Source organism: Enterococcus sulfureus ATCC 49903, assembly GCF_000407605.1.
In the GTDB taxonomy this organism is placed as follows: Bacteria; Bacillota; Bacilli; order Lactobacillales; family Enterococcaceae; genus Enterococcus_G; species Enterococcus_G sulfureus.
Genome location: NZ_ASWO01000007.1, coordinates 144,858 through 165,033 on the forward strand (window position 1 = coordinate 144,858; position 20,176 = coordinate 165,033).

Annotated in this window: 14 protein-coding genes and 1 riboswitch; of the genes, 6 read left to right on the forward strand and 8 right to left on the reverse strand. The window is 37.3% G+C overall.

Features of this window, described 5'->3' with window-relative positions; all coding sequences use genetic code 11:
* Positions 1 to 56 precede the first annotated feature (56 nt).
* Positions 57 to 2,699 carry a magnesium-translocating P-type ATPase gene (mgtA, locus tag I573_RS10700; protein WP_016186368.1) on the reverse strand — a complete coding sequence of 881 codons (2,643 nt, stop codon included), beginning with the start codon at positions 2,697 to 2,699 and terminating at the stop codon, positions 57 to 59.
* Positions 2,700 to 2,931: 232 nt separating this feature from the next.
* Positions 2,932 to 3,107: riboswitch (M-box (ykoK) riboswitch) on the reverse strand.
* 213 nt (positions 3,108 to 3,320) lie between these two features.
* Here mgtA and I573_RS10705 point away from each other — a divergent pair.
* Positions 3,321 to 3,830 carry an HdeD family acid-resistance protein gene (locus tag I573_RS10705; protein WP_016186366.1) on the forward strand — a complete coding sequence of 170 codons (510 nt, stop codon included), beginning with the start codon at positions 3,321 to 3,323 and terminating at the stop codon, positions 3,828 to 3,830.
* An 87-nt stretch (positions 3,831 to 3,917) separates the two neighbouring features.
* Here the strand turns inward: I573_RS10705 and I573_RS10710 are convergent, their stop codons facing one another.
* A complete protein-coding gene (locus I573_RS10710; RefSeq protein WP_016186365.1) occupies positions 3,918 to 4,733 on the reverse strand; it encodes an endonuclease/exonuclease/phosphatase family protein in 816 nt (271 codons plus the stop codon).
* Between the two features lie 59 nt (positions 4,734 to 4,792).
* A complete protein-coding gene (locus I573_RS10715; RefSeq protein ID WP_016186364.1) occupies positions 4,793 to 6,955 on the reverse strand; it encodes a PTS transporter subunit IIBC in 2,163 nt (720 codons plus the stop codon).
* A gap of 184 nt (positions 6,956 to 7,139) precedes the next feature.
* Here I573_RS10715 and pgmB point away from each other — a divergent pair, with 184 nt between their 5' ends.
* Positions 7,140 to 7,799, forward strand: coding sequence for a beta-phosphoglucomutase (pgmB, locus tag I573_RS10720; protein ID WP_016186363.1), 660 nt, complete (start codon positions 7,140 to 7,142; stop codon positions 7,797 to 7,799).
* Positions 7,800 to 7,831: 32 nt separating this feature from the next.
* Here pgmB and I573_RS10725 read toward each other — a convergent pair whose 3' ends face one another.
* The 4 genes from I573_RS10725 to I573_RS10740 all read right to left on the reverse strand — a co-directional run bounded on the left by I573_RS10725 (position 7,832) and on the right by I573_RS10740 (position 10,902).
* The gene (locus tag I573_RS10725; protein WP_016186362.1) at positions 7,832 to 8,680 is read right to left on the reverse strand and encodes an HAD family hydrolase; all 849 of its coding nucleotides are present in this window, start codon (positions 8,678 to 8,680) and stop codon (positions 7,832 to 7,834) included.
* Between the two features lie 15 nt (positions 8,681 to 8,695).
* Entirely contained in the window at positions 8,696 to 9,025 is a 330-nt protein-coding gene (locus I573_RS10730) for a zinc ribbon domain-containing protein YjdM (RefSeq protein ID WP_016186361.1), read from the reverse strand.
* Between the two features lie 141 nt (positions 9,026 to 9,166).
* On the reverse strand, positions 9,167 to 9,802 hold the full coding sequence (locus I573_RS10735) for an NAD(P)H-binding protein (RefSeq protein WP_016186360.1): 636 nt from the start codon (positions 9,800 to 9,802) through the stop codon (positions 9,167 to 9,169).
* An 86-nt stretch (positions 9,803 to 9,888) separates the two neighbouring features.
* Entirely contained in the window at positions 9,889 to 10,902 is a 1,014-nt protein-coding gene (locus I573_RS10740) for an AI-2E family transporter (protein ID WP_016186359.1), read from the reverse strand.
* Positions 10,903 to 11,083: 181 nt separating this feature from the next.
* Here I573_RS10740 and I573_RS10745 point away from each other — a divergent pair, with 181 nt between their 5' ends.
* The 3 genes from I573_RS10745 to I573_RS10755 all read left to right on the forward strand — a co-directional run bounded on the left by I573_RS10745 (position 11,084) and on the right by I573_RS10755 (position 14,792).
* Positions 11,084 to 11,500, forward strand: coding sequence for a hypothetical protein (locus I573_RS10745; protein WP_016186358.1), 417 nt, complete (start codon positions 11,084 to 11,086; stop codon positions 11,498 to 11,500).
* A gap of 283 nt (positions 11,501 to 11,783) precedes the next feature.
* Positions 11,784 to 12,689, forward strand: a complete 906-nt coding sequence (locus I573_RS10750; protein WP_016186357.1) for a coiled-coil domain-containing protein — start codon at positions 11,784 to 11,786, stop codon at positions 12,687 to 12,689.
* A 183-nt stretch (positions 12,690 to 12,872) separates the two neighbouring features.
* Positions 12,873 to 14,792, forward strand: a complete 1,920-nt coding sequence (locus I573_RS10755; protein ID WP_016186356.1) for a heavy metal translocating P-type ATPase — start codon at positions 12,873 to 12,875, stop codon at positions 14,790 to 14,792.
* A 28-nt stretch (positions 14,793 to 14,820) separates the two neighbouring features.
* Here the strand turns inward: I573_RS10755 and I573_RS10760 are convergent, their stop codons facing one another.
* Complete coding sequence (locus tag I573_RS10760) at positions 14,821 to 17,610, reverse strand: hypothetical protein (RefSeq protein ID WP_016186355.1); 2,790 nt, start codon at positions 17,608 to 17,610, stop codon at positions 14,821 to 14,823.
* 195 nt (positions 17,611 to 17,805) lie between these two features.
* Between I573_RS10760 and I573_RS10765 the strand changes: the two genes are divergently transcribed.
* Positions 17,806 to 20,166: a phosphoketolase family protein gene (locus I573_RS10765; protein WP_016186354.1), complete on the forward strand. Its 2,361-nt coding sequence runs from the start codon at positions 17,806 to 17,808 to the stop codon at positions 20,164 to 20,166.
* The last annotated feature ends 10 nt before the right edge of the window (positions 20,167 to 20,176 follow it).

The window sequence follows — 20,176 nt, forward strand, 5'->3', positions numbered from 1 at the left end:
AAAAAGAAACACACTAATTTGGCTTGAGACCAATTTAGTGTGTTCTTTTTCTATCCTTATAATAATTCTTGGTAACGTGAAATATATAGTTTTTTCACGACAGTGACTAACATGAGATAAGCAACGATCGTTAACGCTAACCATAACCAATAGGTTCCTGGGAGCTCCATCAATCCTAGATCTTCACCAAATGCGGTAAATGGTAACACGGTTCCAACTGCAATTCCTAATGTTGTGATCGAGGTCATAATGAACGAACCATGACTTTGGATAAATGGTAGTTTTGGCGTACGTAAGGCATGCAATACCAATGTTTGTGACCATAACGATTCCACAAACCAACCTGCATGAAAGACTGCGATAAAAATAATTTTTTGTTGCGCATCTAATGTATGATAAGATCCACCTGCAACAGCCGGACAAATCAAAAAGTACATCAATAAATACGTGGTAATATCAAAAACAGAACTGGTTGGGCCAAACCAAACCATGAATTTCCCAATACTAGAAGCTTCCCATTTTTTTGGCTCTTCTAAATATTCACGATCCATTTTATCCCAAGGGATCGACACGCATGAAATATCATAGATCAAGTTCAAGAATAAAATTTGTAACGGCAACATCGGTAAGAATGGTAAAAAGGTACTCGCAACAATTACTGAGAACATGTTTCCAAAGTTCGAGCTTGCGGTAGCTTTAATGTACTTCATAATGTTCCCAAACGTTTCGCGCCCAGTGACGATTCCTCGTTCTAATACCGTTAAATCTTTTTCAAGTAAAATCACATCTGCTGACTCTTTGGCAATATCTACTGCAGTATCCACAGAAATCCCAACATCAGCCACTTTCATTGCTGGCGCATCATTGATCCCATCGCCTAAAAACCCTACTGTATGCCCATTTTCACGTAATAGTTTCGTAATACGACTTTTTTGTTGAGGATTTAATTTCACAAAAACATTATGACGCTCAATGACGCCTTGTAGCGTTTCATCATCCATTTGCGCGATTTGTTCGCCACTTACCAAACGCTCCGCACCAAGTCCAACTTGCTTGCAAACCGATTCTGTTACAAGTGCATTATCACCAGTCAATACTTTCACATCAACACCATGTGCATGTAGTGCTTCTAGCGCTTGTTTAGTAGATTCTTTCGGTGGATCTAAAAAGGCTAAATACCCGATTAATACCATTTCACTTTCATCTTTTACCGAAAATTCACCAACCACACTAGGATTCGTTTTTTGTGAGACACCTAATACACGCAACCCATCTTCATTTAAGTCACGAACTTTCCCTAATATTTCTTGTTTAACTGCTTCAGTTAAGGCTACGACTTCGCCGCGTAAATCAACAAAACTTGAGATTTCAAGCATTTCTTCGATCGCGCCTTTTGTAATCATTTGGGTTTTATGATGTTGATCTTGTACGACCACACTCATCCGCCGACGTTCAAAATCAAAGGGAATCTCGTCGATTTTTTCATACGTCATGCGATCAGTTTGTAATTCTTCTTTTGCTGATTCGATAATCGCTACGTCCATCAAATTTTTCAATCCTGTTTGGTAATAACTATTCAAATAAGCATGACGTAATACTCGCTGATCTTCATGACCATCGCAATCTAAATGATATTCTAAAATAATTTTATCTTGTGTTAGCGTTCCTGTTTTATCCGTACATAACACATCAATCGCACCAAAGTTCTGGATTGAATTTAGATTTTTAATAATCGTTCCTTTTTTCGCCATTGCGGTCGCGCCTTTGACTAAATTCGTCGTCACGATCATAGGCAACATCTCAGGTGTTAAACCTACAGCAACTGAAAGCCCGAATAAAAAAGCTTCCATCCAGTCCCCTTTCGTCAAGCCATTGATGACGATTACAGTCGGTGCCATTAAGGCCATAAATTTAATCAATAAAATCGATGTTTTATGGATTCCAATTTCAAAATTAGTTTGAATCGGCGCATCAGACAACGCTTGCGCTACATTTCCAAATAATGTCGCATTTCCTGTGGATACCACGATTCCTTCTGCACTTCCACTGATTACATTGCTTCCCATAAAAACCAAATTTTCAAAACTTGTTTCTGAATCACGCGTATTGCCAACTTCTTCCGCTCGTTTTTCCACTGGATAGCTTTCACCAGTCAAAGCAGACTGCGAAATAAAAAGATCTTTTGCTGAAATGATCCGCATATCCGCTGGAATCATATCCCCTGCTGCCAATTTCACTCGATCGCCGCATACGATATCTTCCATCGGGATCTCATTGTATTCACCATCTCGTTTCACAAGTGACGTCACTTTCACCATCGACGTTAGTTTTTCTGCTGCTTGACTCGACTTCACCGATTGGATCAATGTCATCGTTCCACTCACAATAACCATAGTAAAAATGATAATCACACCAAATAAATCTTTATCGCCTTTTGGTGGTAAAACAAATTCTGTAAAAAATGAAATAATCCCTAAACTAATCAACACTAAAGTAAATGGTGTGATATATGCTTTGATCACTTCTAAAATAAACGGTGTTTTTTTCCCACTGCTGATTTTATTATCCCCATAGCGTTCACGCATTTGATCTGCTTGTTCAGCCGTGAGTCCTTTATGAGATGTATCGAAATATTCTAAAATATTTTGGATGGTTTTACGTGCAAATAATTCATAATTAGTTTTTTGTTTGTTTGCCATTGGTTTCCCTTCTTTCCTCATCGTCTATTCGATCAGAAGAAGATCGTCCTACCTCCTGATCACTTCCTTATTATTCTGTGGATCGTCTCCCATTTAACCACCTCATTATTGTATTTTTTTTCACATTACGTTAAAGATTTGTTTTCACTCATTTGCATCCACTACAAAAAAGACCGTTCGCTAGACTCAGCGAACGGTCGCACTTTTTTACGGCACAAAAAAACATGTCAAAAATGAGATCTATTCGTTGAGTTTTGGCACTATACAACGTAAAAAGAAATCACTCTCTTTTAGCTACCTTATGGAAAGCCTTGTACTCGACAATCCCTGTTCTACCCATTGGCGTCTCTCGACATTTTTGGGCAGTAGCCTGTGTTTGTATAGGAGCCTCACCTAACAAATCTTTATTCTGTTCTTCGACCCGATAATAGCAATGATTTTTCATCTCGTCAACCTATTTCATGAAAAAAATAAAACTTTGTTACTTTTTAAACAATTCTTTAACAATAACTTTTATTATCTTCAGCCTTACAGTTTTGATCGCACAATCCTAGTAAGAATCCTTTTCATCTTGTAAAAAACGCGTTATAGTGAAGACAACGAGTAAGGGGGAAGAGAATCATGCGTAAATTTCAATGGAGCTATTTTATTTTAGGAATTATTTTTATTTTTATGGCTTTAATGGCCTTTCGTGATCCAGCTGGCGATTTGATCGCTTTAGTGATTTTCTTTGGCTTTGTTGCGCTAGTCAAAGGAATTTTTGAGTTGTTTTATCGTAAAAAAATGGAAGAATTTACTGGATCTTCTAAAAGTTGGATCATCTTTATGGGCATTGTCGATATTCTATTTGGATTGATTTTGTTGTTTAATATTCCTTTAGGATTGATTGCGTTACCATTCGTATTTTCATTTTGGTTTATCTTAGATTCGATTGGTGGCCTCATGATTGCACCGAATTTCCAAAAAGTCAGCAATAGTTATTATTGGTTTATGTTAGTCATCAGCATTATTGGAATCTTAGTGGGTATTTTATTGCTCTTTAATCCTTTATCTGCAGCACTGACTTTAGCCTTTTTGGTAGGTTTTTACTTTATGCTAATTGGAATCAGCTTTATTACAGCTGCATTTTAAAAAAGCTATGCCAAAATAGATTAGCTCCTTTTGGCACAGCATGTCTTGATTTTTCTAGGGGGTGTGACAGAAATCTGTCACACTCCTTTATTTTTCTAACTCAATCTGGATTCCAAAATGATCGCTAACGATTGGAGAATGTTCTCCATCTAGTACGCGTTGATACCGTGTAACCACAGTTTTATCCGGCACGAAAATATAATCGATACGTAAAGGTGTTGTATTTTGTTCCCAACCATCTATTTTTTTTAAAATCGTTGCTTCACCTTGTTTTGTTTTCGCAAGTTGATAACTATCCCTCAAGGTTTCAGATTCAAGAATTTGTTGATAGCCTTCACTCAACGCTGGATTATTGAAATCCCCACATACGATTACATCTTGAGAGTTAGAGACACACCGTTGAACAAAATGTTCCCACTCTACAGCAAATCCTTTTGTCTTAGTCTCCCACCAAGAAAAATGACAACTTGCAATTTTTTTTGGAGAACTAGTCACAAAAGTAGCCACTAGATTCACTCTAGTGCGATAGTCATGAGGATCGACTTGTGGCGATACGGTTATCGCCTCTGCTACAAATGGTTTTTTTGCTAAAATTGCATTTCCTTCTTCAAAGATATCATATCCAATATGAGACATCTGCCAACCAAAATAATAAGACAGTCCTTTTTCTCTTAGTCTTTCTACTAAACAATGAGCAAAATTATCCGCACGTAATGACACTTGATGTTCAACTTGGCAAAAAGTCATCGGAAATTTAATACATGGTGCATCCAAGCGCTGATTGACTTCTTGAAGTGCAATGACATCGTAATCTTCAGTGAATAGATGGTCTAGTAACAGCTCAAATTTTTCAATAGGAGCTTCTTCGATCCAACTGTGCGTGTTTAAAGTCAAAATTTTCATACTATACTCGCTTTCCAAACAAAAAAGACGGCATTTCTCCGTCTTTTTTGTTTTGTTTTTTAAATCGTTACGGTACCAATTTTATGCTCTACTGTTCTAACCGTGCTCGGTGTTACCTTCACGCTTTCTACTTTTTCGCTATTCGTAAAGACAACCATAACCGTAGTTTGTTTCCCTTCTTGTTGTATAGTGTGACGATCCATTTTTGCCAATAACTGGCCTACTTTTACGTCATCTCCTTCGTTAACGGCGATTGTAAATGCATCGGCTTTTAATTCAACTGTATCAATCCCCATATGGATCAATACATCTAATCCTTCATTCGTATGCAATCCGATTGCATGTTTACTTGGGAAAATACTAACTACTTTTCCAGCTAGTGGTGCCACAATTTCATCTTCACTAGGTGTGATGGCAAAACCATCTCCCATCATTTTTTGAGAGAAGACTGGATCATCGACTTGTTCTAATAACAACACTTCACCTTTTGCGACTGGAAATAGATCGAGTTCCTGATTTAAAAAAGTATGTGTGACATCAGTTGATTCAGTTGGAACAACTATAGTTTCTGGAATCTCAGCACCTGAAGAAAGTAAATCTTCGATATCTGATTTTAAGACGTCTGCTTTAGGACCATAAACTGCTTGAACACCATTGTCTTTGACAATCAAACCCATTGCACCTGCTTTTTTCCAAGCCTCTTCTGTCCCAACTTTTGTCCGATCATTTACACTGACTCTTAATCGTGTCATACAGGCATCGACATCTTTGATATTTGCTTTTCCACCTAATAAATGAATGATCTGAACGATTTGTGGATCTAATTGGCCAGCGTTGACAGACGTTGTTTGTTGACTGTCATCATTATCATAATTTCCATTTCGACCAGGCGTTGCAAAATTGAATTTTTTGATCAAAAAGTTGGCTAGGAAATAGGTAAAGAGTCCAAATCCAATCACACAAATCACAAAGTTGATCAAATCGCCACCAATTCCTGCTTTGATTGCCAGTGGTGTACGTGTTAATAATTCAATATTTCCAAAAGAATGTACACGTAATGGTAAGATATCCGCCATTGCAAATGCCGCTCCTTGAATGAACGCATACACGACGTACAATGGAACTGCCGCGAACATGAACATAAATTCTAATGGTTCAGTTACACCTGTTAAAAATACCGCTAATGCAGCTGATAAATACATTGATTTGTATTTCGCCCGTTTGTCTACATCGACATTACGATACATCGCCAAAGCCATCCCCATTAAAATCCCTGATGAACCAATCATTTGTCCTACTTTGAAACGCGCTGGTGTCCAATTGGTCAATACAAATTCATATTGTTTCATATCTCCAGCACCTTTTAGGTTCACTAAATCAGTTGCCCAAGCCAACCATAAAGGATCTTGCCCGAATACTTGTGTTCCTGCTTGCGCACCTGATAAGATCTCATAAGTTCCTCCGAGTTGCGTATAATTGATTGGAATCGTTAGCATATGATGCAACCCAAATGGTAACAATAAGCGTTCAAGCGTTCCATATAAAAATGGTGCCAAAATTGGCGCGCTATCTTGTGATTGTGCAATCCATAACCCAAAGTTATTGATTCCAGCTTGAATATACGGCCAAATTATTGCTAATGCTAATGCGACTACTGTTGACCATGCAATAACAACAAATGGTACAAAACGTTTTCCATTAAAGAAAGACAGCGCATCTGGCAATTTACGATAATTGTAATATTTATTAAATGCCATTGCTCCCACAAAACCAGCAATAATTCCTACAAAAACACCCATGTTCAATGCTGGTGCCTCTAATACGCTTGTAAAAAATCCTTTGATCATGATTTTTGTACCAAATAAAGTATGCGTAAATGCCTCCTCATTGGCCAACATATCATTTGTCACACCAAAGATCGATCCTGTAATGCGATTGATCAATACAAAAGCAAGTCCCGCTGCAAATGCACCGCCTGCTCTTTCTTTAGCCCAACTTCCCCCAATGGCTAATGCAAATAATAAACTTAGATTGCCAATAATTGCCCAACCAATATTTTCAATAACCCCACCTGTAGTCACTAAAGGTGCTAAATTTGGATCGATCAATGGAATCGATTTTCCAATACTGATCATCAATCCAGCAGCTGGCATCACTGCAACTACGACCATTAACGCTTTACCAAATTTCTGCCAAAACTCAAAACTAAACATTTTTTTCATATAGATCCCCCTCCATATCAATGCAACCGGTTTCGCTATTTGAATTATAATCGGCAATCCGAAATTTGTAAACCCTTAATTTTTTTAAATATATATTTTATTTAAAGCAAAAAAATTTTTAGTTGACTAACGCAATCGTTTGCGCCTATTATAAAAGAAAACGATCTATGAGAGGAAGATGGAGATGTTTAAAGGCGTACTATTTGATTTGGATGGTGTGATTACGGATACAGCAGAGTATCATTATCAAGCATGGAAAAAACTTGGAGCCGAGATTGGTGTGACCATTGATCGTCATTTCAATGAACAATTAAAAGGGGTCAGTCGTGAAGATTCTCTTGCACGTTTACTTGCTCATGGTGGTGTCGAAGCTAATTTTTCTGAAACTGAAAAAGCAGAACTTGCAGCACGAAAAAATGAATACTACGTCGAAATGATCCAAAACGTGACACCTCAAGATATTTATCCTGGGATCACTGAATTATTAACGGCTTTAAAACAAGCTGGAATCAAATGTTCTTTAGCTTCTGCTAGTAAAAATGGACCGTTTTTACTAAAAAAAATGGAGTTATTCGACACATTTGATGCCATTGCCGATCCAGCTAAAGTCGCTCACGGTAAACCAGCACCAGATATTTTTATTTTAGCAGCAAAAGAAGTTGGATTAGACCCTGCAGAATGTATTGGAATCGAAGATGCACGAGCTGGAATCGAAGCAATCATAAAAAGTGGTGCCCAGCCAGTTGGTGTAGGCAAACCAGAAGTTTTAGGAGATACGATTCCACTTGTTTCGTCTACTGAATTTTTGACATTCGATTATTTAACACAAATCTGGACAAAATAAAGAGAGTGTGACAGACTTCTGTCACACTCTCTTTATTGTTGTTCCCATAATTTTTTCGCCATACTTTTTGCAATCCCGTCTTCATCGGCATCCGCAGTCACTTCATTTGCTGCAGCTTTCAAACGCGGTGTTGCATTATCCATCGCTACTTTATAGCCTACCGCGTCAAACATCGCTAGATCGTTATCCCCATCACCAAAAGCGATGGCATGTTCTTTTGGAATATTCAACGTTTCTAGCACAAAGTCGATCGCCGTTTTTTTGTTGACCCCACGTACTGCGATTTCGCCACTTTCTGGACCAAATAGAGCTACCGTTGACTGATACATATGAAATTCTTCACCATAACGTCGTTCGATTTCTAGGAACGGTACAGTATTATTGATGAACGAAATTTTATTCACATTACCATAATCAATCACGATATCCTCAAATTGTTTTACAAGTTCCACAAACCATGTCATTTTTTCTAATAATGGTTCCACTTCAACATTTGTATCTTTTGCAATTTTAGTGATAGATTCTGTAATTTTACGTTCACAATTTTCGCTTGCAAATAACCCGTCATTTGATTCTAAATAATAGCCAATGTCGTGTTGATCGAAGTAACGAATCATATCGAGCACCATAGGCTTAGGCATCGTTTGATGGATCAAAACGTCATCTTCAATCGTAACGTATCCACCGCCTGCACCGATGATTCCATCAAACCCGATCGCTAAGATACTATCTAAAATTTCAGGTTTTGAACGGCCCGTACAGATATACGCTAAGTTACCAGCTTTTCGAAACGCTTGAATCGCTTCGACAGTTGACGGCAATACATCTCCACTACTAGTACAAAGTGTGCCATCTACATCAAAAAACGCAATATATGTCATAATTTCTCCTTTGTATTACGATAATTTTTTAACAAACTCTGATTTTAACTTCATCGGACCAAAGCCATCGATTTTACAATCAATGTTATGATCACCTTCTACTAAACGGATATTTTTTACTTTAGTTCCTTGTTTTAAAGGAGTACTCGACCCTTTTACTTTTAAATCTTTGATTACAGTAACGCTGTCTCCTTCAGATAAGAGGTTTCCGTTGCTATCACGAACAACTAAGCCTTCTTCTTCGATCTCTGACCATTCATGACCACATTCTGGACAAACAAATACGCCGCGATCTTCATAAGTATAACTACTTTGACATATTGGACACTTTGGTAATTCAGACATGTTGATTCTCCTTTAGCTTTTTCTTTATTCTACCCAATTGTGAGAAAAATAACTAGTTGAAATAAAAAAATTCGCCTTGAAGTCCTCAAAAATAAAAAGAAACTTAACTTAATCAACGATTTAAGCTAAGTTTCTTTTAGACTATAATGCGTGCACAGCCGTTTCGATTTCTTCGTCACCGTTTCGCATCGCGATTACTTGATTTTTTGTTTTATCGGTAGTGAGCAACACTGCCAGTGTTTTTGCCACGTCTGGAATCGTATTTTTACCTAATTCACCACTATTTAAAGAAATTTTCCCAGTAGCAGGAGCTTCTTCTAAACTTCCAGGTTGTAAAATCGTATACTCCAGATTGGTATGATCCATCAACCAGTGATCTGCAAAGAATTTTGCGATATTGTAATCCATCAAGGCTTCAAGAGCAGTCCCTTTCCAGGTTTCAGGCTGCAGTGAATTAGCTGAGCTGAGTTGGATATAGCGTCCGATTCCAGCTTTTTCCGTAGCTTCCATTGCTTTCTTTGCTCCAAATAGATCCGTTTGCAACAATGCTTTGCCACGTGAACCTGCTACAAAATATACTACTTCAGCATTTTTTAATGCTTGAGCCATTTCGGGTACTTCCCATTCCAAATCAAATTTCACTGGTGTCACAAACTCTGACTCGACGATTTTTTCAGGCTGACGTGCACCTGCAAAGACATGATGCCCTTCTTCAACTAATGCTGGAATCAATTCTTTTGCGACACGCCCGGTAGAACCAATAACAAAAATATTCATTTATGCTTCCTCCTCTATTTAATCGTTCTATGCTAAAAGCCTAACGTATAAAAAGCAGGAAATCAAAAATTTTGATTTCCTGCTTTTTAATCATGCGTAATCGGTTTGACTTTCAATAAGTCTAATAAAAAAACAAAGACTGGAACGCCCATTACTAATCCCCATGTACCGAAATAATGTTCACTAATTAATAACACGACAAAGGTATAAAAAATAGGCAATTCTGTTTTACTAGACATCAACTTAGGATTCAACAGGTATGCTTCAATCAAGTGAATCACTACAACAATAATCAATACTAAAATGACATCGTGCAAACCACCTTGTGAATACGCAATAAAGGATAATGGAATAATCGATACAATAACCCCTGCCACCGGAATCAAACTTAAGACGAAAATCATAATCGCTAAACTTGGCAATTGAGTAAATCCCATTAAAGACAAGGAAATAATCGTCAAGGTAGTATTGATGATCGCAATTAAAAATTGCGCCTCGATCACGACACCAAATGTATTGGCAAACTTATGTGCAAAATAGCGAATATCTTCAAAAAACCAAGCAACTTCACCTTTTAAAAACAAACGAGAAAAGTGCCACGTTTTCTTTTCTTCTATTAAAAAGAAAAAACTTAAAATAAATGACATTACGATCGCTGTTGCTAATTTTCCAAAATTTTGAATATACGCTAAAATCAACGTCGCACTTTTCTGAAGTTGCCCTAATATATTGAATTGCTCAATATATTTTTGAATAAAAGCAAAAAAATCATTGGATTCTGCAGGAGTTTGTTCATAAAAGTCAACGACAGAGTTGACCATTTGGATCGTTTGATTGATCAACATCGGAACATACTTCGTTAACGCAAAATAAGCTAGATAGACGACTAATCCATATAAGACGATCGTCAGTATAAAAGAAGAAACTGGTAAAAATTTGCGTAATTTACGAATCGTTTTATACGCTAAAAAGGTAAAGATAAAGGTTAGTAAAAATAAACTCAGCATACTGCGAAAGATATAAAATAAGAGTAACAATAAAAACAAGACTACCACTCTTCTTAATTTCGTATGCGCTACAAATTTCTGATAAAGTGCCATTTCCTCATCCTTTCTTCTTATAAAGGTAGTGTCATTATACGTTATTTTCGTAAAAAAACCTATGTTAAGACTATGGAAGTTGGTTCGAATTTTAAGAAAACCTATCTTTCATTAAATTACAGCTATTTTTATTTTTTAGTTTGGTATACTAAATGAAACAAGTTTATTCGAGGTGATAAAGATGAAAAAACGATGGTTTCTTTATGCAATTACTGGTTTATGTGCCTTAGGATTAAGCGCATGTAGCCACGAACAGCAAACAGACACTGAATCAACTACGACCACAACGAGTCAAATGACAGAATCTACTGCCCGTTATACTATGAAAGTAAAAGAAAATGGCACAAATGATCAAGTGCTCATAACAATGGATCACAATGAAAATAAAGAGCAAACGGTGTTAGGTGATCAAGATTTTGAAGGCTATTTGCTTTTACAAGACGTTTCACTAAAAGATAAACAAGGTAATCCACTTACAGGAGATGCGCTTAAAGCTGGTAATCAGCTGACAGTTACATTAACAGAAGCCCCAATTATTGCACGTAGTCTCCCTCCTAAAATTGCGGGAGCGAGCATCAAATCGATTGTATTGAACTAATACATACAAATTAAATAACAAAAAACAAGCATAACACCTTCTTTTTTCACAAAGAAGGTGTTATTTTTTCCTAATTAAACAACGAGTGTACGTTAATTAAAACGTTTAAATAACTATTGTTCTAATTAGCGTGCTAAGACCTTCTCATTAAAACGTTTAAATCACGTAATTTTTGACCCTTCATTTTTACTGTTCTTCTTTGCAATTAAAAAACAACATCTATATAATCAGTTCTTGTGAGTAGACGTGCTCCCTAATTTTATAACAAGAAGGGTTTTAAAACATGAAAAAAAACAAACAAGCAAGAATCAAAACTAGTCTAATCGTACTCGTAGCGAGTGCTCTTATCGGTGGAATAACTGTCAATCAAATCAGCGCAACAAGTACAAGCGGTATCGTAGACACTACCACTGCTTATCGAGACGATTCGTTTGATTCGCTTAGCGCAAAAAAAGCGCAAGAAAGTTTGGCCTCTACTCAACAACAAAAACGTACTGAATTAGAAAAGCAGAAAAAAGCACAAGAACTCAAAGAACAAGAAGCGAAAAAAGTACAGGAACAATTAGAAAAACAAAAAGCAGAACAAGAACAACTAGAACAAGCAGCACAAGAACAACTAGAACAAGCAGCACAAGAGCAAGTAGCAAAACAAGCACAAGAAACTGCAAACTTAACAGAACAAACAGCAACTAAACAAGCTAGCAACCTTCAGACTACTACTCAAGAACAAAATGCTTCTGAAGTACCAGAAACAACACAAGAAACCACACAGCAACCCGTAGCACAAGAAACACAAAGTACAAGAACAGTTGATACACAGCCACAGATCCCAAGCGTTGGATTGTATATCGACGGCATTTGCGCTCAAATCGGTTCATATAATGTTGATGGCGGTCAAGTTCCAACCTATACCCCTTTAGCCTATCATTGGAATACTCCACAAATGGCGTCACATAACTATTATTTAGTAGATAATAGTAACTCAACAGGCTTAGGTCAAAAAGTATTGGCTTTACAAATCGGTGATCCTGTTTATTTAAATGGTCATCTTTATCACGTTACGTCAAGCGTAACGGTGTATCCTGGCCAATACGCAAGTGATTATTTTGATTTTTCGCATGGTTTATATATTCAAACATGTTACGGCGCTTCAGCAAGTGAAGGAATGAGAACGGTGATTTTAGACTAAATACCATTTTGTTTATTTCGATTCAAATTAGAGTGATTAAAATTTTATTTTTAAACCTTCATCGTGTTGAGAAGCTTATCATCTAAATGAGAATCACTTTCATTCTCATTTAGGTGATTCTATTATCAATTAGATTTTTGTCATGGTATACTATCCTTGTAAAGAAAAAAGGAGGCTATTCTCATGAGCGACTCACAAAAAGCAATGTTATCCACGATTTCATGTTTCGTTTTTATGGCAATTGGTTTTGTTATGGAACGTTTCTCGATCCCTTTTTATCAATTGATTTTCGCAATCGCCATTTTATCTGGTGGTGCCAAACAAACCATTGAAGGTCTAACGGATACATTTGAAAATAAAACCTTAAATGTTGACTTATTGATGGCGTTAGCAGCAATCGGTGCCGCGATTATTGGCAATTGGTTTGAAGGGGCAATGTTGATCTTTATCTTCTCACTAAGTGGTGCATTGGAAGAATATACGACGAACAAAAGTAAAAAAGAAATCGCAAGTTTGATGCAACTACAACCTGAAACAGCACTACGTTTAGCTGCAGATGGAACAACAACAGAAGTCGATGTTGCTACTCTTCAAATTGGAGATCTTGTATTGGTTCCAAAAGGTGCAAGCATCCCTATCGATGGTGAAATGATCAAAGGATTTTCTACGATCGACGAAGCAGCAATCAGCGGTGAGTCGATTCCAGTTGAAAAAACATCCGGTGATATGTTATTTGGCGGAACAATCAATTTAGGTAACGCGATCACCTTAAAGGTTACAACAAAATCAGACGATACCTTATTTGCTAAAATCATCCAATTGGTGAATGAAGCACAAAGTACGCCCTCTCAAACGGCATCATTTATTGAAAAAATCGAAAATATCTATGTAAAAGCGGTCTTGATCATTATTCCATTAATGATTTTTATTCCTTATCTTTTCTTAGGCTGGAGTTTTTATGAAAGTTTTTATCGAGGAATGGTTTTACTAGTCGTGGCTTCACCTTGCGCCCTCGTCGCTTCCGCAACACCAGCGACACTTGCTGCCATCTCAAATGGTGCACGTAACGGTGTCTTGTTTAAAGGTGGAATTTATTTAGAAAACCTAGCTGCTTTAAAAGCCATTGCGTTTGATAAAACTGGAACACTGACCAATGGTACGCCAGTTGTCACTAATTTTACATTCACTACAACGTCTCAAGAACAACAACAAGAAGCAATCGATATTTTACTAACAATCGAAGGAACATCGACACATCCTTTAGCTACTGCGATCACCTCTCGTTTTAAAGCAGAGCATCAACGCGTAATTTCAGATATCGAAATCAAAGATGTTACAGGATTTGGGCTTGAAGGAATTATCCAAAACGATAGTTGGAAAGTTGGGAAAGAAGGCTTTTTGGAAGGATCAGCTTTTTCTGAAACGATCAAACAAGAGGTCGTTCAATGGCAAAATGAAGGAAAAACCGTCATTTATTTAGCCAAAAACGATACGATTCTTGGATACTTTGGATTACTTGATGTTCCTAAACCTGAGGCAGCTGCGGCAATTGCTTACTTCAAACAAGAAGGTATCCATACTACGATGATTACAGGTGATCATTACGCTACTGCTAAAGTAATCGGAGATGCTCTTGAGATCGATGAGATCCATGCAGATTTTTTACCTGAAAATAAAACAACTTTGATCAATCAACAAAAAGAAACTTACGAAATCAATGCTATGGTCGGAGATGGGATAAATGATGCCCCTGCTTTAGCCAATGCCTCAATTGGGATTGCGATGGGTGGTGGAACAGATATCGCAATGGATGTTGCAGATATGGTATTGATGCAAAATGATTTAGAAAAATTGCAAATGAGTCACATGATGTCGAAAAAATTAAAACGTATCGTATTACAAAATATTATTTTCTCAGCTTCGATCATCTTTATTTTGATTTTATCGAATCTGTTTCAAGTCATCAATCTTCCACTTGGTGTAGTTGGTCACGAAGGCAGTACGATTTTAGTTATTTTAAATGGTTTACGAATGCTAAAAACGATCTCTGTGCATCCGACACACACTTCTTCTATCCATAAATCCAAAAAACAATTTGCCTAAAAAAACTGACGAAAAATCGTCAGTTTTTTTATTTTATCGTTAACTCCAGCTTATATGTTGGCCTTCTAATTCGATCGACTGGACCAAGATACTCTCCTGTAAGCGAGAACACTTTTTGTTGATTTTCTGCTAAAGAAATGGTTTGATTCTCAAGATCCAGACTATCAATTGTTTGCCCATCGAGAATAAAATCTAAAAACAGATTTCGTTTTTCTCCAGTGAGCTGCGTCCCGTCTGCATCTTCAATTTTTAGCGGCTGTAATACTAGTTCAACAGGTCTTCTTGAACTATTGTTGATAAAATAATAATCTGGAGCATAGATTTTTGGTGAGGTGCCTAATGAATAAAAAAACATGTTTGTAGGGACCGTGACATCGATCAATTCCGGACTTGTTTTGGCCTCTTTTACTTTAATATACACACTATACTCGATATTTTTATTTTTCAGCTTCACTTCATACGGTTCTGCTCTAGGAATAGAGGCAAGTGTAGAGGAAACGATTATAGCTTCTTGATTATTCAACGTTTGATACTGTGACCAAATTGTATAAGGCAGTGCTTGAAGATAAACTTCATAAGGGCTAGTTTCTCCTCTTAGTTCGTCATCATATACCTCAAAATAATTGTAATTTAACAAATATCGTGGCTCCTCCATCTCTACCACACTATCGTCATCGTAAATAAAAGCCGAAATTCCAATATCTGTATGATTACCTGACGTATCGGTCAAACGAAGTGTTGCTTGTTGCAATTCAACTGTTTTTGTAAAAGGTGTTAAGACCTCGATCGTTACTTCTTCTAAGCTATCATCTTGAATATTATCAAGTGATTGACGATAATCATATGTGTTTGATTCGATGGCTGTACTCGAGATTTTCTGGAATACAGCAGTCGCAGAAGGCGGAATATTATCGATCACCGTCTCCTTCAAATCCGTAACAGGTGTGTATTCTTGTTTTAATGAATCCTGTCCACCGATATTCGCTTGAATCAGTACCTCTTGTTTCGAACGAATTTTATTTTTCAGATCAAACCGATATGTTCCATCTTTGACAACGGTTTGTTCCCGTTGTGTTACACCATTTACATCTTGATACGTAATCGCAACAGTAGTATTGGTTAACGCCGTCCCTTCAAGAATAGCAGGATTGGCATAAATAGGTTTGGCTGTTAATCGATATACACTTGGATCGGTACTTAAATATGTTACTTTTTTTGCTGCATTATATCGACTTTGCATGATATTTTTAGGATTCGTATCATAATTATTATTGGTTTGAAGAACATTTGCTTGGCGTGTTCCTTGAGAATTAAGAGCAAACGAAATTTGGCTATGATCTCCTATAAACGAGCTATTGCTAAACACGACAGTATTTCCACTGGTCTGCAAATAACTATTTAAAGCAAAAAAACCATCACGAATTAAAGACGTTTGATTTTCTAAAACGAATTGTCCGATATCACCGGGTATAGTAAAAGGTTTTTTGACTGTAGTCGTCAATTGTTCGATCAATACCTTCGTATTATCTGAATAGATGTTCACATTCGAGTCTTTTGCTAATCGAAATGTGCCTTCTTGCAGTAACGGAATAAAGTGGTTTGATAGGGCCCTTCCATATTGTTTTGAATTATCTGTTAAAAGCAAACTTCCTCTGGCCGCTACAATAAAATCATTAGATAACCTAGGACTACCACTAAAAAAATAAGCTCCGATCCCTAGATCAAATCGCGCATCTTCTGCTACTTCAAGGGCAAATGATTCTGGTGTTCCAGGGCCTGTAAAGATCAACGTTTTTTCAGTATTCACTGTTACATCAGCATTTTCTAACACTTTAATAAAAGATGCCAATGTCGATTTTTCTTTTCCCCAAGCGATAAATGGATTATCATTTTGCGGTGCTGTACTTGAAAAAGAAAATGACTTATGATCGATTTGTACGCGACCTTCTAATACCAACTGATTCCCCGTCATAAAATTTTTCGCATACACTTGACCACCATTCATAACCGAGTCTTCTTTTTGCTGTACAAAAGTAGAATCTTTGATATGGACTAGTGTATCATTTCCGTAAAACGGTTGTGCATTGATCGCCATGTAGTCTATTTGCTCCATAAAAATCGTACCAGTTACGTTATTTGGGTAATAGATAATCCCATATTGATTGCCCCCTAAGATCTTAAGGTTTGAAAATGTAATATCGGCTTTAGTGGATGTATAGAATGTGCTCGTCGTTGCATTGCCCGCATTTTGTAGATTTAATTGATGATGGTTTCCTGTAACCAAATCTTTTCCATAAAGTTTAAATCCATCAAATAACTCAATACCTCCTGTTTCAAAATTGATATCGTTCTCTAAATAAACATTCCGTTTTTTCCCCACTTGACTCGTCAATTCTTCTTTCGTTGCTGCTGGATAATATACTGTACCTTCTATAACTTGAGCGGTCTCTAAACGCATTGTGTCCTCTGTTAATGCGACTGTGAGCTTAGTATTTTCATTACTTCCTGACGTGATCGTAGCGTGTTGATTTGCTTTTGAATCAGATGGTGAAGTGTATGCTTCATTTACTGACGTACTTGTCGATGGATCAGACGCTACGATTTCAGGCGGATCACTCATTGTGGTCGCTGAAGTTGTTGCCATCGTCGGAGTTTTTGGAGACATCATTCTCGACTCATCTTGTGAAATTGAAATTGGCGGCTCTTCACTTTGTGCGTATACGTTTGACTTCACTACTAGATAGCCTGCGCTAGAAAGCACGATACTACCTATAATAAAAGTTCCCGACAATACAATTCGTCGCCAAATTGATTGCATATTTTCAACTCCCCTCTTTATTCCCTTAAGTTTAACATAAAGAAATCGTTTTCACTATCACACACCGATTAGACCAAATTTTAAGAAACGAACAAGTTTGTTCGTTTCGTGTGTGATTCGTTTACATTTTTTGTGATTTATTTTACAATTAAAGGGTAAGATTACGGTAAAAAATACTAAAAAGGAGTTTTTCCTATGACAGATTTTTCATCTCAAGACTACTTAGACAAAGTCGATGCTTATTGGCGGGCAGCAAACTATCTTTCTGTTGGCCAACTCTATTTAAAAGACAATCCATTGTTAGAACGTCCTATTACAGCTGAAGATTTAAAAGTCCATCCAATCGGACATTGGGGTACGATTGCGGGACAAAATTTTGTTTACGCGCATTTAAATCGTATCATCAATAAATACGATCTAAATATGTTTTATATCTCTGGTCCCGGTCATGGAGGCCAAGTCATGGTTTCAAATTCTTATTTAGATGGTAGTTATTCTGATATTTATCCTAAAATTTCTGCCGATAAACACGGAATAAAAGAATTGTTCAAGCAATTTTCTTTTCCGGGCGGGATCGCCTCTCACGCAGCTCCAGAGACTCCTGGTTCGATCCACGAAGGTGGTGAACTTGGGTATGCCTTATCCCATGCTACTGGTGCAATTTTAGATAATCCTGAGGTTATCGCCGCTACTGTCATCGGAGATGGCGAATCTGAAACTGGTCCACTCGCTGCCGGATGGTTTTCAAATACATTTATTAATCCAGTCAATGACGGTGCTGTGTTGCCTATTCTTTATTTAAATGGTGGAAAAATTTCTAATCCAACGATTCTATCACGTAAATCAGATGAGGATCTACAAAAATACTTCGAAGGAATGGGCTGGAACCCTTATTTTGTCGAAGGTGATGATCCAAAGAAAGTTCATCCACTTATGGCGAAAACACTTGATACGGTAATTGAAGAAATCAAAGCCATCCAAGAAACTGCTCGAAAACATCCTGCTGAAGAGGCTACAATGCCAAAATGGCCTGTGATCTTATTTAGAACACCGAAAGGATGGACAGGTCCTAAAGAGTGGGATCATGAAAAAATAGAAGGAACATTCCGTGCCCATCAAGTTCCTATCCCAGTAGATGCGCACCATATGGAGCATGTGGATAAATTAGTCGATTGGCTAAAATCTTATCACCCAGAAGAATTATTCACTACTGAGGGTAAATTGATCGATGAATTAAAAGCAATGGCCCCTAAAGGAGACCGTCGCATGTCGACAAACCCAATCACTACAGGTGGATTGGATCCAAAACCACTTGTCATGCCTGATTGGAAACAATATGCGATCGACACAACAAATCCTGGTGCCATCATGGCGCAAGATATGATCGTCTTTGGTGATCATGCACGTGATATCGTGAAAGAAAATCCTACAAATTTCCGTATTTTCGGTCCGGATGAAACCAAATCAAATCGCTTAAATAAAGTGTTTGATGTCACAGATCGACAATGGTTAGAACCAAAAAATAGTGATGACGAATGGCAAAGTTCAGTTGGTCGCGTAATTGATGGGCAACTATCAGAACACCAAGCAGAAGGATTCTTAGAAGGGTATGTGTTAACAGGTCGTCACGGATTCTTTGCAAGTTACGAATCATTTTTACGTGTAGTGGATTCCATGTTGACTCAACATTTTAAATGGATGCGTAAAGCAAGTGAACATGACTGGCGAAAACCATATCCAGCATTAAATATTATTTCAACATCTACTGTGTTCCAACAAGACCATAATGGATATACTCATCAAGATCCAGGTATTTTAACACATTTGGCTGAGAAAAAACCTGAATTCATTCGTGAGTATCTGCCAGCAGATGCGAATAGTTTGATGGCCGTGATGGATCATGCATTACAAGATGAAGAAGTGATCAACTTGATCGTTTCATCAAAACATCCTCGTCCACAATTTTATTCTGCAGATGAAGCAGAGATTTTAGTCAAAGACGGGTTAAAAATAATCGATTGGGCAAGTACGGTAGCTGAAGACGAAGAACCTGATTTAGTTGTCGCTGCAGCGGGAACAGAGCCAAACTTAGAAGCTTTAGCAGCTGTATCGATCTTGCATCAAGCATTCCCAGATCTAAACATCCGCTTTGTCAATGTCGTTGACTTATTAAAATTACGTCATCCATCGATTGATCCTCGTGGATTAACAAATGAAGAATTCAATCGTTACTTTACAAAAGATAAACCTATTTTATTTGCTTTCCATGGCTATGAAAATATGATTCGTGATATCTTCTTTGACCGTGAGAATCATCATGTACTGATCCATGGTTACCGAGAAAATGGGGATATTACGACACCATTTGATATGCGTGTCTTTAGCGAACTCGATCGTTTCCACTTAGCCAAAGATGCTGCCAAACATGTATTTGGTGAAGAAGCAAAAGATTTCATCGCTCAAATGGAGAACACATTAGCCTACCACCATGACTTTATTCGCGAACATGGAGAAGATATTCCAGAAGTTACGGAATGGACATGGACAGCTTTATAATCTATACTAA

Excerpts from the sequence above, each read along its gene's own strand:
- mgtA (WP_016186368.1), bottom strand. The coding sequence starts at position 2,699 with ATGGCAAACAAACAAAAAACTAATTATGAATTATTTGCACGTAAAACC.
- I573_RS10705 (WP_016186366.1), top strand. The coding sequence starts at position 3,321 with ATGCGTAAATTTCAATGGAGCTATTTTATTTTAGGAATTATTTTTATT.
- I573_RS10710 (WP_016186365.1), bottom strand. The coding sequence starts at position 4,733 with ATGAAAATTTTGACTTTAAACACGCACAGTTGGATCGAAGAAGCTCCT.
- I573_RS10715 (WP_016186364.1), bottom strand. The coding sequence starts at position 6,955 with ATGAAAAAAATGTTTAGTTTTGAGTTTTGGCAGAAATTTGGTAAAGCG.
- pgmB (WP_016186363.1), top strand. The coding sequence starts at position 7,140 with ATGTTTAAAGGCGTACTATTTGATTTGGATGGTGTGATTACGGATACA.
- I573_RS10725 (WP_016186362.1), bottom strand. The coding sequence starts at position 8,680 with ATGACATATATTGCGTTTTTTGATGTAGATGGCACACTTTGTACTAGT.
- I573_RS10730 (WP_016186361.1), bottom strand. The coding sequence starts at position 9,025 with ATGTCTGAATTACCAAAGTGTCCAATATGTCAAAGTAGTTATACTTAT.
- I573_RS10735 (WP_016186360.1), bottom strand. The coding sequence starts at position 9,802 with ATGAATATTTTTGTTATTGGTTCTACCGGGCGTGTCGCAAAAGAATTG.
- I573_RS10740 (WP_016186359.1), bottom strand. The coding sequence starts at position 10,902 with ATGGCACTTTATCAGAAATTTGTAGCGCATACGAAATTAAGAAGAGTG.
- I573_RS10745 (WP_016186358.1), top strand. The coding sequence starts at position 11,084 with ATGAAAAAACGATGGTTTCTTTATGCAATTACTGGTTTATGTGCCTTA.
- I573_RS10750 (WP_016186357.1), top strand. The coding sequence starts at position 11,784 with ATGAAAAAAAACAAACAAGCAAGAATCAAAACTAGTCTAATCGTACTC.
- I573_RS10755 (WP_016186356.1), top strand. The coding sequence starts at position 12,873 with ATGAGCGACTCACAAAAAGCAATGTTATCCACGATTTCATGTTTCGTT.
- I573_RS10760 (WP_016186355.1), bottom strand. The coding sequence starts at position 17,610 with ATGCAATCAATTTGGCGACGAATTGTATTGTCGGGAACTTTTATTATA.
- I573_RS10765 (WP_016186354.1), top strand. The coding sequence starts at position 17,806 with ATGACAGATTTTTCATCTCAAGACTACTTAGACAAAGTCGATGCTTAT.